We start from the raw sequence: 13,028 nt of genomic DNA, 5'->3' as shown, positions 1-13,028 counted from the left end.
ATCAGCAACGGCGGCCCCGGTTGATGCAGTCGACGACGAAGCGCATCAGCCGATCGGGCATGACGTTGGCGAAGTCGGCGTGGTCGGTGACCGGGTTGTGCTTCTGCTCAGGGAAGGCGTCCAGCGCGAACGACTGGCCCTGCGGTACGGAGTACGCGAGGGTCATGCGAAGCTGCGGAATCGCCCGGGTGCCCTGAGGACAGGCACCGTTCTGGCCGGGGAAGACCACGTGGGTGCGGTGGTTGGCGCTGTCGGTGTTCTGACCGTCCCAGCAACTGGGGAAGTCCAGAATACGGAGAACGAGGCTGCCGCGCGGGCAAAGCGGGTATTTGTCGGTCGCTATACGGTTTTGGAATCCCGTGCAGCTCCAGGCGGCCCGGGCGTTGGCCGTGCCGTTGGTGGCGGCCTTGGCGTCACCGGTGATCAGCCTGAGGAACCTCGGCATGGCGACGACCCTGGAGGTCGCGTTGCCGCGGAACTGCAGCTGCACCGTGCGTGCCGTCAGCACCTGGCCGACGTTGCCGTCGGGGTCGTTGGCGTTCTGGTCCGAGTTGCGGTCTCTGAGGACGGGCCAGAAGTACGTGGACTTGTCACCCAGCCGGCAGGTGGTGCCCGCCGCCGCCAGGCTCTCGTCGGTGGAGAACGCGTCCGTCGACAGGTTGCCCACGTAGTCGTGCAGGTGGTGCGCCCCGTTGCTCACGCCGGGGGCGACGATGAAGTTGTCCGGGTTGTTGTGGCGGTTCTCGTTACGCCCGCACTGGGAGACGAACGTGCCGCGCGAGCCGCCCCTGCCGATCCGCGCGTCGAGCTGGCGCGGCTGCACCTGGCGGATGTCGATGAAGTCCTCGGGGAACGGGCCGAGGTCGGCGCACGCCTCCTCCTCGCCGTTGCCGGACGAGGTGGGCGAGGGCGACGCGGTTCCGGTCGGCTGCTCGTCGGGGTCCTCGGACTGGGTCGGGGTCGGCGTGGCGGTCCTGGTCGGCCGGCCGCGGCGGGAGAACGTCGAGGCGGACTCCTCCTCCGCGGGGGCCTGGGTCTGCTCGTCGCCCTCGGGCGCCTGGGTCTGGCCGTCGTCCTCGGGAGTGGGAGACGCGGCCGGGTCCAGGATCGCGGCGCCGCCGCCTTGGGGCGCCTGCTGATCGGCGCTCTGGTTCGGGTCCTGCTGGTTCGGGTCCTGCTGGTTCGGGTCCTGCTCCTGGTTGGGATCCTGCTGCTGGTTGGGGTCCTGCTGCTGACCCTGATCCTCTTGCTGGCCGGGATCCTGCTCCTGCTGGTTCCGGTTCCGCTGCTGCGCCGTGGGGCTCGGGCTCGCGGTGGCCTCTCCCGGGACGCAGTGGTCGGCGATCGCCGGACCGACGCCGATCACGGCCGCGGACACCAGCCCGGTGGCCGTGATGGCCAGGACGGACACAGCCGCGGCCATGCGTCTGGATCTACTCATATGTGTCTCCTTGTTTCGACCGCCAGAGCGACGGGTGGTGCAGGTGGGGGCGTCGGGGACTCGGGCAACTGGGTGTGGTCGACCAGGCCGGTGGACTCCAGGTACGTCATGTGCCGCATGACGAAGTTGATGCCTTCCTGGGCGAACTTCCGTATCTCGGAGTTGCGGGTCCCAGCCCGTACGCCTGCCACGACGGTGAAGACCTTGCCGTGCGCGGCACGCAACAGGTGCACGTAGTCCTTGTCGAAGGCAGGACCGCTCTCCGCTGCCAGCTGCGCGAGCCACCGTTGCTGGTCGGCGTTGGGCTCGTCGGGCAGGGCCACGCCGAGCTTCTTCGCTGCCTGGCGGGTCAGCTGATCCAGCTTCGCGTGCTCCTCCATGATCAGCCTGCCGACTTCCTTCACGCGCTGGGACTCGGCGCGAGTCCTGGCGTAGTCGCCGGCGGGCATCTCCCATAGGCCCGCCTGCCGCACCTTGACCAGGAGGTCGCGGTCGGCGGCGGTGAGAGGACCCGAAGGCGTGTCGGAGAACTGGGCGGCCGCTGGGTCGATCGACGGCGGCATGACCAGCACGATCGTCACGGCAGCGGCTAGGACGAAGCCGCCGAGCATGAAGAGCTCGCCACGCAAAAGCCTGTGCATGGTCGGAGGTACGCGGGCTTCCCGGGCCAGGTTCACCTATGGCCGGAGATAGTTAGAAATGACTGGAGTTATCGGAGTGGCTACCGAACCAATAACAAAGGTGTAAAGATGTGCCCCGTGCTAGGTCACCTCGACGGCAGGTTCGAGAGTGCGGATGCCGAGGCGGAGCATCGCATTGCGGTGCTTTACCAGGAGTTCGGCGGCCCTCTGCTGCGCCACGTACGCAAATCTACAGGTAACGACCTTCAATGGGCTGAAGACGTCGTGCAGGAGACGCTCGTCCGAGCCTGGCGTAACTCGGCAAGACTGCAATGGGAACCAAGCCTCATATGGGCATGGCTACTGACAGTGGCCCGCCGCATCGTTATCGATGGGCGTCGGCGGAAGAGCGTGCGGCCTCACGAGGTCGAACCGCCTGAAGTCGACATGATGGCGGTGCCTGACGGCTCGGAGCGAGCTCTGTCGGCGATCGTTGTCGCCGACGCGCTCCGCAGTCTGTCCGAAGAACACCGGGAAGTCATTGAGCAGACCTACCTTCGAGACCGTACGATAAGTGAAGCGGCGGAGATCCTGGGGATCCCGCCGGGCACGGTGAAGTCCCGGCTCTACTACGGCATCCGGGCTCTCCGTGAGCTGCTGCGGGACAAGGGGGTAGCCGGCTGATGCACGACGAGGTGGCCGCCTACGTCCTTGGTGTCCTCGATGAAGAGGAGCACGAGGCGTTCGAACGCCACCTCGACACGTGTGAGCAGTGCCAGGCGGAGCTCATCGAGCTCGCCGAGCTGCCCGATCAGCTCGACGAGCTCAAGAACACCCCTTCGGCCTCCGACGACGACCCCCCGATGTCCATGTCACGTTGACGTCTGTCCCCTTTTCGGGTGGTATCGGTACGGCGAGGCATGACGCCCGGCAACCGGAAACGCCGGGCGGTTCAGGGGGAGGTGTTCGGTGGGCATCGACGGTGATGCGCCCGGTCCCCCGGATCGGCAGTTCGGCGAGGAAGGCGGTCGGCTGTCGTACGGCGGCTACCTTTGCCTGCCCGCGCTGCTCACTCAGCAGCAGCCGCAGTCGGAGGCGCCGGACGAGCTGCTCTTCATCACCATTCACCAGGTCTACGAGCTGTGGTTCAAGCTGCTGCTCCATGAGCTGGAGGCCGCTCGCACCGCCATGTTCGGCGGCGAGCTGTGGCAGGCCAGGCACCTGTTCCAGCGGGTGCACGCGGTCGAACGGGTGCTGATCGAGCAGGTCGATGTCCTGGAGACGATGACGCCTCAGGACTTCCTGGAGTTCCGCGCGAAACTGGCGCCGGCGAGCGGTTTCCAGTCGGTGCAGTTCCGCGAGCTGGAGTTCCTCTCGGGCCTGAAGGACGAGAGGTACCTCGGCAGCTTCCGGCATGCCTCCGACGCCGAGCTCTCCAGGCTGCGCCGCAGGCTGGACGAGCCCACCCTGTGGGATGCTTATCTGGCTGCCCTCGCCCAGCGTGGCCTGCCTGTCTCGGACGACGAGATCATGGCTTCGCTGCTGACCGTGGCCAGAGACCGCCGGTCCCACGACGACTTGTGGCAACTGGCCGAGGACCTTCTGACCCACGACGAGACCACCGCGCTGTGGCGGATGCGTCACGTCCAGATGGTCGAGCGCCAGATCGGCACCAAGTCCGGCACCGGCGGCTCCACGGGCGCCCCCTATCTGCGCGGTAGAGCGCGCCTGCACTACTTCCCGCTGCTGTGGGAACTAAGGGCCTGGCTGTGAAACGCCATGGCGAACCCTCACAAAGGAGTGAGACGTACGATGCCCCTCGATGAGGCCAAGGATGAGCTGCTCGTGCGAGCCGCGGAGAGTTGCGCGGCGAGTAGCGAACACGTGACCACCGAGGAGGCGCTGGGCTTCCTCCGGTTCTACTACCGCCACGTGGCGCCCGAGGACCTGCTCGCGCGCAACCCGGTCGACGTGTACGGCCCCGCGATGTCGCAGCGGCAACTGGCCGAGGTCCGCCCGCAGGGCCGGGCGGTGGTCCGGGCCTACACGCCCACGTTGGAGGAGAACGGCTGGGACCCGGGACACTCGGTGGTCGAGGTGGTCACCGACGACATGTCGTTCCTGGTCGACTCGGTGACGATGGAGCTCGACCGGCACGACCTGGGCACGCACCTGGTGGTCCACCCGCAGATGCGGGTGCGCCGCGACATGACCGGCCGCATGCTGGGCCGCGGCCAGGAGGACGTCACCGGCCAGATGCTGGTCGAGTCGTGGATGCACATCGAGATCGACCGGCAGTCCGATCCCGGCGTGCTCAAGGGGCTCGAGGCCGACCTCCAGCGGGTGCTCGAAGACGTGCGCCACGCGGTCGAGGACTTCAGGAAGATGCGGGCCCTGGCCGTGCAGACCGCCGAAGATCTGAGCATGAACCCGCCGCCGCTGGAGCCCGCGGAGGTCGAGGACAGCATCGACCTGCTGCGCTGGCTCGCCGACGGGCACTTCACCTTCCTCGGCTACCGGGAGTACCGGCTCGAGGACACCGACCAGGGCGAGGCGCTGCGCTCGTTGCCGGGGGCGGCGCTGGGCATCCTGCGTGACGACCGGCCCGGCTCCGCGAGCTTCTCCGTGCTGCCGCCCGAGGTGCGGGCCAAGGCCCGCGAGAAGCACCTGATGATCATCACCAAGGCGAACTCGCGTGCCACCGTGCACCGGGCGACCTACCTCGACTACATCGGGGTCAAGACGTTCTCGCCCGAGGGCGAGGTGGTCGGGGAGCGGCGCTTCCTCGGCCTGTTCACGCACGTGGCCTACAACGAGTCGATCTCCAGGATCCCGGTGCTCCGGCGCAAGCTGGCCGACGTCCTCGACGCGGGCGGGCTGCAGCCCGACAGCCATGACGGCAAGGACCTGATCGAGATCCTCGAGACGTTCCCGCGCGATGAGCTGTTCCAGACCTCCGTCGAGCAGCTGCTGCCGATCGCCATGGGCGTGCTGCGGCTGCGCGAGCGCAAGCAGGTCAAGCTGTTCCTCCGGCGCGACGACTATGGACGCTACATCTCCTGCCTGATCTATCTGCCGCGCGACCGGTACACCACCAAGGTCCGGCTGAAGATGCAGGAGGTGCTGCTCAAGGCCCTGGGCGGCAAGTCGCTCGACTACAGCGCGATGATCGGCGAGTCGGTCCTGGCCCGGCTGCACGTGGTGGTGCGGGGGGAGCGGGGCAAGCAACTGCCGCCGCCCAGCGTGGACGTGGAGGAGCTGGAGGCCAGGCTGGCCGCGCTCACCCGCTCCTGGGAGGACGACCTGGCCACCGCGCTGACGGAGATGACCTCCGAGGAGGAGGCGCCCCCGCTCACCAGACGGTACGCGTCCGCGTTCCCCGAAGGGTATAAGGCGGACTTCCCGCCCAAGGTGGCCGTCGTGGACCTGCGCCGCCTTGAGGAGCTCGTCGCCGGCGGCGACGACGAGGAGGTCGGGATCAACCTGTACGAGCCGTACGACGCGACCGAGGGGGAGCGGCGGCTCAAGATCTACAAGGTCGGCTCGCCCATCTCGCTGTCCTACGCGCTGCCCCTGATCCAGCGGCTCGGCGTGGAGGTCGTGGACGAGCGGCCCTACGAGATCGACCGGGACAACGACCCCAACACCAAGAACGCCTGGATCTACGACTTCGGGCTGCGCTACACGCCCTCCGACGAGGTGGACAGGGACGACTTCAAGCGGCTGTTCCAGGACGGGCTCACCGCGCTGTGGAAGGGGCGGGTGCAGGGCGACAACTTCAACGCGCTCATCCTGCGGGCCGGGCTGACCTGGGAGCAGGTGGAGATCCTGCGGGTGTACGCCAAATACCTGCGCCAGGCCGGGAGCGCGTTCTCGCAGACCTACATCGAGCGGGTGCTGAACGGGAACGTGCGGCTGGCTCGGCTGCTGGTGAGCCTGTTCGAGGCCAAGCTGGATCCGCGGCGCGGGGACGACGTGCGGGACGAGCTCCTGGACGCGCTGCAGGAGGAGGCCCTGGGGGCGCTGGACGAGGTGGCCTCGCTGGACGAGGACCGCATCCTGCGGGCGTACCTGGAGATGATTCAAGCGACATTGAGGACGAACTACTTCCAAACGCATAACGGAGCGCGCAAACCGTACATTTCGCTCAAATTCGATCCGCAGGCCATCAGCGTGCTTCCGTTGCCGCGGCCGAAGTTCGAGATATTCGTTTACTCGCCGCGCGTCGAGGGCGTGCATCTGCGATTCGGGAAGGTGGCGCGCGGCGGGCTCCGGTGGTCCGACCGGATGGAGGACTTCCGCACGGAGATATTGGGCCTGGTTAAGGCGCAGATGGTGAAAAACACCGTCATCGTCCCGACTGGGTCCAAAGGTGGATTTGTCGTGAAAAATCCACCTGTGGGGGGCACGCGCGAGGACCTGCTCGCCGAGGGCGTGGCCTGCTACCGGACCTTCATCTCTGGCCTGCTGGACCTCACCGACAACCTCGTGGACGGCAAGGTCGTGCCGCCGCCCGACGTGGTCAGGCACGACGGCGACGACCCCTACCTGGTCGTGGCGGCCGACAAGGGCACCGCCACCTTCTCCGACATCGCCAACGGCGTGGCCAAGGAGTACGGGTTCTGGCTGGGCGACGCGTTCGCCTCCGGCGGGTCCATCGGCTACGACCACAAGGCCATGGGCATCACCGCGCGCGGCGCGTGGGAGTCGGTCAAGTACCACTTCCGCACCATGGGCGTGAACACGCAGACCACCGACTTCACCGTGGTCGGCATCGGCGACATGTCGGGCGACGTGTTCGGCAACGGCATGTTGCTGTCCGAGCACATCCGGCTGGTGGCCGCGTTCGACCACCGGCACATCTTCGTGGACCCCTCGCCCGACGCCGCCCGCTCGTACGCCGAGCGGCAGCGCCTGTTCGCGATGCCCCGCAGCTCGTGGGAGGATTACGACGCCAAGATGATCTCGACGGGCGGCGGCGTCTTCCCGCGTACCGCCAAGTCCATCCAGATCACGCCGCAGATGCGCGAGGCGCTCGGCCTCCCCGCCAGGGTGAGCTCGCTGGCGCCGAACGACCTGATCAGCGCCATCCTGCGGGCCCCGGTGGACCTGCTGTGGAACGGCGGCATCGGCACGTACGTGAAGGCCACCTCCGAGTCCCACGTCGACGTCGGCGACAAGGCCAACGACGGGCTGCGGGTCAACGCCGCCGACCTGCGCTGCAAGGTCGTCGGCGAGGGCGGCAACCTGGGCTTCACCCAGCTGGCCAGGATCGAGTTCACGCTGAACGGCGGGCTGGTCAACACCGACTTCATCGACAACTCGGCCGGGGTGGACACCTCCGACCACGAGGTGAACATCAAGATCCTGCTCGACCAGGTGGTCCGTGACGGCGAGCTGACCGACAAGCAGCGCAACCAGGTCTTCACCTCGATGACCGACGAGGTCGCCGCGCTGGTGCTGCGGGACAACTACGCGCAGAACGTGGTCCTGGCCGCCGCCCGGGCACAGGCCGTCGAGATGCTCCACATCCACGCCCGCTACCTGCGGCGGCTGGAGCGCGAAGGGCTGGTCAACCGGGAGCTGGAGTTCCTGCCGTCGGACAAGGCGCTGGCCGAGCGCCGGCAGGCCAGGCTCGGGCTGACCGCGCCCGAGTTCTCCGTCCTGCTGGCCTACACCAAGCTGGTGGCCGACGCCGAGCTGCTCGCCTCCGACCTGCCCGACGAGCCGTACCTGGAGTCGTGGCTGGTGTCGTACTTCCCGTCGGACCTGCGGGAACGTTTCCGTACCTACATGGACGCGCACCCGCTGCGGCGGGAGATCATCACCACCTGTGTGGTGAACGATCTGGTCAACTCCATGGGCACCACGTTCATGCACCGCTTCGGCGAGGAGACCGGCGCCTCGACGCCTGACATCGCGCGGGCCTGGCTGGTGGCGCGGGAAGTCTTCGACCTGCCGTCGTTCTACCGGGCCGTGGAGGCGCTGGACAACAAGGTGAGCACGGATGTCCAGATCGCCATGCTGCTGGAGGTCCGCAAGCTCGTCGAGCGCGGCACCCGCTGGTTGCTGGTCAACCGGCGGCCGCCGCTGGACCTGGCCGGGTCCGTCAGCTTCTTCATGAAGAACGTCAACGGGCTCGTCGCGCACATCCCGAAGTTGCTCACCGGGCCCGACCTGGCCGCGTACGAGGAGCGCCGGGACTCGTTCGTGGCCAGGGGCGTGCCGCTGGAGCTGGCCGAGCGGGTGGCCGGCATGGTGCCCGCGTACTCCACGCTGGACCTGGTCGAGGTCTCCTCGCTGACCGGACGGCCGGTGAACGAGGTGGGCGAGGTCTACTTCGACCTGGCCGATCGCCTCCAGTTGGCCCGCCTCAGGGAGCGGATCATCGCCCTGCCCAGGGACAACCGGTGGAACTCCATGGCCCGCTCGGCCCTGCGCGACGACCTGTACGCCGCGCACGCCTCCCTGACCAAGGACGTGCTGGCCCACAGCAAGCCGGGACTGCCGCCCGAGGAGCGGCTGGCCGGGTGGTCCGAGGCCAACTCGGCGGCGGTCTCCCGGGCCAGGCAGACGCTGTCGGAGATCTGGGAGAGCGACAACTTCGACCTGGCGACGCTCTCGGTCGCGCTGCGTGCCATCCGCACGCTGGTGGCCGCCAGCAACCTCCCGCACACGGAGGCGTAGCGGCGGTGACCGGCCCGCGGCGCGGGCCGGTCACAGCGTTCAGCAGGCGCGTCAGAAGGCGGTCAGCTGACGCTGCGCCGGACGTCTTCGCGGCGGTCAGCCGATCCTTTGCAGGGCGCGCTCGCGGCGGGCGGCCACGCTCGACCCCGACTCCCCGCGGGCCATCCTCCGCAACACCATCGGCGCCACGAGCAGCCCGAGCACCGCCCAGGCGCCCAGCACGCCCGCGGTCTCCAGGTGCCGCCAGGACTCGCCGATCTCGATGGCCGCCGCCGAGTCGGGCAGCAGGGCCGAGCGCATGCCGAGCCCCATCCAGTAGATCGGGAAAACCTGGGCGATCCCCTGCAGCCACTCGGGCAGGGCGGTGATCGGGTAGAAGATGCCGGAGATCCCGATCACGGCCAGGAACGGCAACTGGAGCAGCCCTTGGGCGCGGGCGCTGCCGAACACGGAGCCCAGTACCGCGCCGATGGGCAGGGTCGCCACCAGACCGAGCGCCAGCACCCAGGCCAGGGTCGGCCAGGAGCCCGGGCCGATCGCCAGGCCCTCGACGATGAGCACGCCCGGCACGAGGAAGATCACCAGGTCGGCGAGCAGCCCGCCGGAGACCGAGATGACCTTGCCGATGAGGTAGGCGGGCATCCCGTGCGGGGTCGCCTTGGCCCGCAGCAGGGTGCCGTCCTCGCGATCGGCGGTGAGCTGCTGGCTCATGCTGATCACGCCGACCGCGGCGTTCATGCCGAGGATGCTCGGCAAGGCCAGGGTGCTCAGCGGGAGCCCGCTGGACCCGAATGACATGTCCCGGATGAAGAACATGGTGGCCACCATCAGGCAGGGCCAGAGGAAGTGCGAGAACAGCTCAGGCCCGTTGGTGAACGACTGGCGCAGCTCGATCAGGCCGCGGGACCAGCCCGCGCGCAGTGCCGTCGTGGCGAGGTTCATCGGGCCGCCTCCGTGGTTGATCCCGTGGTTGATCGCGTGGTCGATTCCGTGGTCGATTCCTTGGTTGATCCCGCGGCCGATTCGGCCTGACGGACCAGGGCGAGGTATGTCTGCTCCAGCGAGGCCCGGTGGATCTCGAGCTCCTGGACGCCGTCGCCGTATCGGGCGAACAGGTCCTGGGCGAACCGGGTCGAGTCCGCTGTCTTCTGAACGAATCGCTGCCCGTCGAGGAGCCAGCGCACCTCGTCCTCGCCGGCGATCCGCCGCGCCAGCTCGCCGGCCGTGCCGTCGGCGATGATCCGGCCGCCGTTCAGCACGACGATGCGGTCGGCCAGCTTCTCGGCCTCGTCCAGGTCATGGGTGGTGAGCAACACGGTGGTCTCGTGGGCGTCGACCAGGCCGCGTACGAGGTCGTGGAACTCGCTCCTGGCCCGCGGGTCGAACGACGCGGTCGGCTCGTCGAGGAAGAGCAGCTCGGGCCGGCCCACGATGCCGACCGCCACGTCCAGCCTGCGCCGCTGACCGCCGGACAACGTCTTGATCTTCTTGCCGGCCTGCCCGGCCAGGCCGACGGCCTCGAGCAGCTCGCCGGTGTCCCACGGCCGCCGGATCCGGGGTGTGGCGTAGCCGGCGTAATAGCCGCCGAGGTGCTCCAGGAACTCGCGGACCCGCCAGTTGCCGTGGTCGCGCCACGACTGCAGCACCACCCCGAGCCGAGCCCGCCACCGCTCGTCGCCGTGCGCCGGATCGGTGCCGAGCACCTCGACCCGGCCCGCCGAGCGGATGCGGAAGCCCTCCAGGATCTCGATCGTGGTGGTCTTGCCCGCCCCGTTCGGCCCCAACAGGGCCAGCACCTCGCCGTGGCGGACCTGGAACGTGACATCGTGCAGGACGTCGACCGAGCCGTAACGCATACGCAGCCCGCCGACGTCGAGCACGACCTTCTCGCTCGTCGTCATGAATGACCCCTCTTGGTCGAATTGGTCGAAGCTTGATCGGACGTCCGCCCTCGCGCGGGGACTCATGCCGGCGGGTCCCGGCGTGAGGGCATGACGCATCGCGGCCCGGACCGGGGGCCCGCGTCATCGCGCGGGCGGCCGCCTCGGGGCCGTCGGGAACAGGGGATCGAGCCGGATTACCAGCTCTCGTGCGCGAGTGTCTCGCGGGCCCGCGCCATGAGATCGGCCCGGTCGACGCCCGCCAGGGCCAGGGCGCGGGGCACGGTGCCGATATGGGTGTCGAGAAGGCCGAGCAGCAGATGCGCGGGACGCAGGTCCTTCTTGCCGGTGGACGCGGCGAAGCCGCGCTCGAACGCGAGCCGGGCCGACGCCCCGATCTTCGGCGCCCGCTTCGGGTCCCGGCTCGGCTCCGGGAGGTCGAACGAGGCGACGGACACTCCGACGGCGCTCAGGCTGTGCTCGAACTCCCGGTCCAGCGCCTCCCTGATCGCCTGCCGCCCGAGCCCGGCCGCGAGCAGAACGCGGTGCGCGGCGGTGCCCTCGTGGGCGGCGATCGCCAGCAGGAGATGATGGGCCTCGATCGCCGCGGAGCCGTCCTCCAGCGCCTCCGCCCCACCTCCCACGATGATCGCGTTGATGTAGTGGTCGATGGCGCTCATTGTCGTCTCCTCAAGGTCACACCGGCTGAGATGAGCCGCTTGGAATGCTTCTTGTGGACCGCCTGACGCGTGACGCCGAGCGCCTCGGCGACGTCGGGCCAGCTCCAGCCCGCGCGCATGGCCTGCTCGACGGCGGCGTCCTCCAACTGGTCGGCCAGGCGCCGCAACGCCACCACGGCCGCGAGCGCGTCCGCGGGGTCCTTGGGTACGGGAGTCTCTTCTGCCGGCATGTAAGCAACCGTAGTTGACTAATTGGCGGCTAGTCAACTCCAGTTGCTTAACGGGCCAAGATGTCAGCGAAGAAGCAGGTAAAGACGACGCTCGTCACGGCGAGCAACCCGTGAGCCTTCACGACCGGCCATGACGGACAGAAGGGGCTACGGCGCGTGCGGGCAAGGTGGCTTGCCGTAAATGATGATGGACCTTATGCCTTCGCGGCCGGCCATGACGGACAGAAGGGGTTACGGCGCGTGCGGGCAAGGTGGCTTGCCGTAAATGATGATGGGTCTTATGCCTTCGGCCATGACGGAGGCTACGGCGCGGGTCTTATTGGCCGGAGGCCTTGGTGAGACCCCCGTCGTGGGCGATCACAGCGGCGGCGGACGGGCGGGAGAGCGGCGGAACCGCGGTGGCGTACTGGTGGGTTTCGATCAGGCGCAGGGTGCGGCGCAGCACCGGGGTGGTGATCGCCCAGCGGGCCGACTCCGGCACCGGGATGTAGTCGTCCTCGGCCGTCTTGGTGGTCGTGGTCGTCGTGCGCGACAGCGAGTACTGGATCAACGCCCCGCCGTCCTTGGTGCGCAGCGCGTACACGGGGAAGTTGTCGGCGCTGAAGATCGAGTCGTAGCTGAACCCGTTGCTCTTCGCCTTCTCCCTGAGCGAGGCGATCTGCTCGGCGATCTCCGTCGTGTACGGGCCCGGGGCCAGCAGCCCGGCCGTGACCCCGGCCGACCCGGTCTCGGCCACGCTGGCGTGCACGGGCTGGACGAACTGCGGGCTGATCGTGACGGTCTTGTCGTCGGGCGCCAGCGCCGTCGCGTACCCGTCGGCGTCCACCTCGATCTCCGGCATCTTCTGACCCGGCAGGAGCCGCGCCACGGAGCTGAGCCGCCAGCGGTCCGTCCTGGCGAACGTCAGCAGCGTCGGCCGCCCGTCGCGGGTCGCCAGCGCGGTGAACCAGGGCGCCTTCTCGCCCGGGGCGAACTTGGGCACGTAGAGCGTCGGCGAGCCCCACTCATACCGCGGCGGCGCGTAGTCGGAGGCCAGGAACGCGGCCACGGTCAGCGGCGTCTGCCCGCCGGTCGTCAGGTCCTTGACCTCCAGGTCCAGGCGGCCCTGGAGGTCGTTCGCCACCCGCAGCGCGTCGTCGGTGACGGTGATGTCGGCGAACTCCTTGGCCGCCTCTGCCCTGGTGACCTCGACCGCGTCCGCGGAGGGCGTGGGGGTCGCGGAGATCGCCGCGGCCTGCTTCGTCGGCGTCGCGGGCACATTGCCCGTGCAGGCGGTCGCCGCGGCCAGCACGCCGGCGGCGAGCGCCAGCACCTTCCGCCGCCCGTATGCACGCACGTCGCCATCGTATTCGGGTGGACGGCGCGGCGAGGCCCTTGGGTGGCTCCGGGCCAGAGGGTGAAGTCCGGTTCGGGTCCGACGGAGAAGGTCGGATTGAGCCAGAGGATGGAGCACGGTGGCCAGAGGATGGAGCCCCAGTGAAGGTGGGGCC

Annotated in this window: 11 protein-coding genes; 4 read left to right on the top strand and 7 right to left on the bottom strand. The window is 68.7% G+C overall.

Annotation, left to right across the window (positions count from 1 at the left end):
- Position 1 precedes the first annotated feature (1 nt).
- Together ETD86_RS18300 and ETD86_RS18295 are read right to left on the bottom strand one after the other, a co-directional pair.
- The gene (locus ETD86_RS18300; RefSeq protein WP_246147983.1) at positions 2-1,441 is read right to left on the bottom strand and encodes a DUF1996 domain-containing protein; all 1,440 of its coding nucleotides are present in this window, start codon (positions 1,439-1,441) and stop codon (positions 2-4) included.
- Positions 1,438-2,082, bottom strand: a complete 645-nt coding sequence (locus ETD86_RS18295) for a DUF4142 domain-containing protein (RefSeq protein WP_138667366.1) — start codon at positions 2,080-2,082, stop codon at positions 1,438-1,440. Before ETD86_RS18295 ends, ETD86_RS18300 begins: the two co-directional genes overlap by 4 nt.
- A 117-nt stretch (positions 2,083-2,199) precedes the next feature.
- Here ETD86_RS18295 and ETD86_RS18290 point away from each other — a divergent pair, with 117 nt between their 5' ends.
- From ETD86_RS18290 to ETD86_RS18275, 4 genes are all read left to right on the top strand, one after another.
- Positions 2,200-2,745: a sigma-70 family RNA polymerase sigma factor gene (locus ETD86_RS18290; RefSeq protein ID WP_127939938.1), complete on the top strand. Its 546-nt coding sequence runs from the start codon at positions 2,200-2,202 to the stop codon at positions 2,743-2,745.
- The gene (locus tag ETD86_RS18285; RefSeq protein WP_138667365.1) at positions 2,745-2,942 is read left to right on the top strand and encodes a zf-HC2 domain-containing protein; all 198 of its coding nucleotides are present in this window, start codon (positions 2,745-2,747) and stop codon (positions 2,940-2,942) included. Before ETD86_RS18290 ends, ETD86_RS18285 begins: the two co-directional genes overlap by 1 nt.
- A gap of 88 nt (positions 2,943-3,030) precedes the next feature.
- The gene (locus ETD86_RS18280) at positions 3,031-3,834 is read left to right on the top strand and encodes a tryptophan 2,3-dioxygenase (RefSeq protein ID WP_211370126.1); all 804 of its coding nucleotides are present in this window, start codon (positions 3,031-3,033) and stop codon (positions 3,832-3,834) included.
- 39 nt (positions 3,835-3,873) lie between these two features.
- On the top strand, positions 3,874-8,748 hold the full coding sequence (locus ETD86_RS18275; protein ID WP_138667364.1) for an NAD-glutamate dehydrogenase: 4,875 nt from the start codon (positions 3,874-3,876) through the stop codon (positions 8,746-8,748).
- 96 nt (positions 8,749-8,844) lie between these two features.
- On the opposite strand, the gene ETD86_RS18270 is transcribed toward ETD86_RS18275, so the two are convergent.
- From ETD86_RS18270 to ETD86_RS18250, 5 genes are all read right to left on the bottom strand, one after another.
- The gene (locus tag ETD86_RS18270) at positions 8,845-9,690 is read right to left on the bottom strand and encodes an ABC transporter permease (RefSeq protein ID WP_138667363.1); all 846 of its coding nucleotides are present in this window, start codon (positions 9,688-9,690) and stop codon (positions 8,845-8,847) included.
- On the bottom strand, positions 9,687-10,649 hold the full coding sequence (locus ETD86_RS18265) for an ABC transporter ATP-binding protein (protein WP_138667362.1): 963 nt from the start codon (positions 10,647-10,649) through the stop codon (positions 9,687-9,689). The genes ETD86_RS18270 and ETD86_RS18265 overlap by 4 nt, the downstream gene beginning before the upstream one ends.
- 176 nt (positions 10,650-10,825) lie before the next feature.
- Positions 10,826-11,308, bottom strand: coding sequence for a Clp protease N-terminal domain-containing protein (locus ETD86_RS18260; RefSeq protein WP_138667361.1), 483 nt, complete (start codon positions 11,306-11,308; stop codon positions 10,826-10,828).
- Positions 11,305-11,538 carry a hypothetical protein gene (locus ETD86_RS18255; RefSeq protein WP_138667360.1) on the bottom strand — a complete coding sequence of 78 codons (234 nt, stop codon included), beginning with the start codon at positions 11,536-11,538 and terminating at the stop codon, positions 11,305-11,307. Before ETD86_RS18255 ends, ETD86_RS18260 begins: the two co-directional genes overlap by 4 nt.
- Positions 11,539-11,854: 316 nt before the next feature.
- Positions 11,855-12,874 carry a DUF8094 domain-containing protein gene (locus tag ETD86_RS18250; protein ID WP_138667359.1) on the bottom strand — a complete coding sequence of 340 codons (1,020 nt, stop codon included), beginning with the start codon at positions 12,872-12,874 and terminating at the stop codon, positions 11,855-11,857.
- Positions 12,875-13,028: the final 154 nt, after the last annotated feature.

The organism is Nonomuraea turkmeniaca (assembly GCF_005889735.1).
GTDB classification, from domain to species: domain Bacteria; phylum Actinomycetota; class Actinomycetes; order Streptosporangiales; family Streptosporangiaceae; genus Nonomuraea; species Nonomuraea turkmeniaca.
The sequence above is the reverse complement of the archived record's forward strand: the minus strand, read 5'-3'. Positions and strand labels throughout refer to the sequence as shown.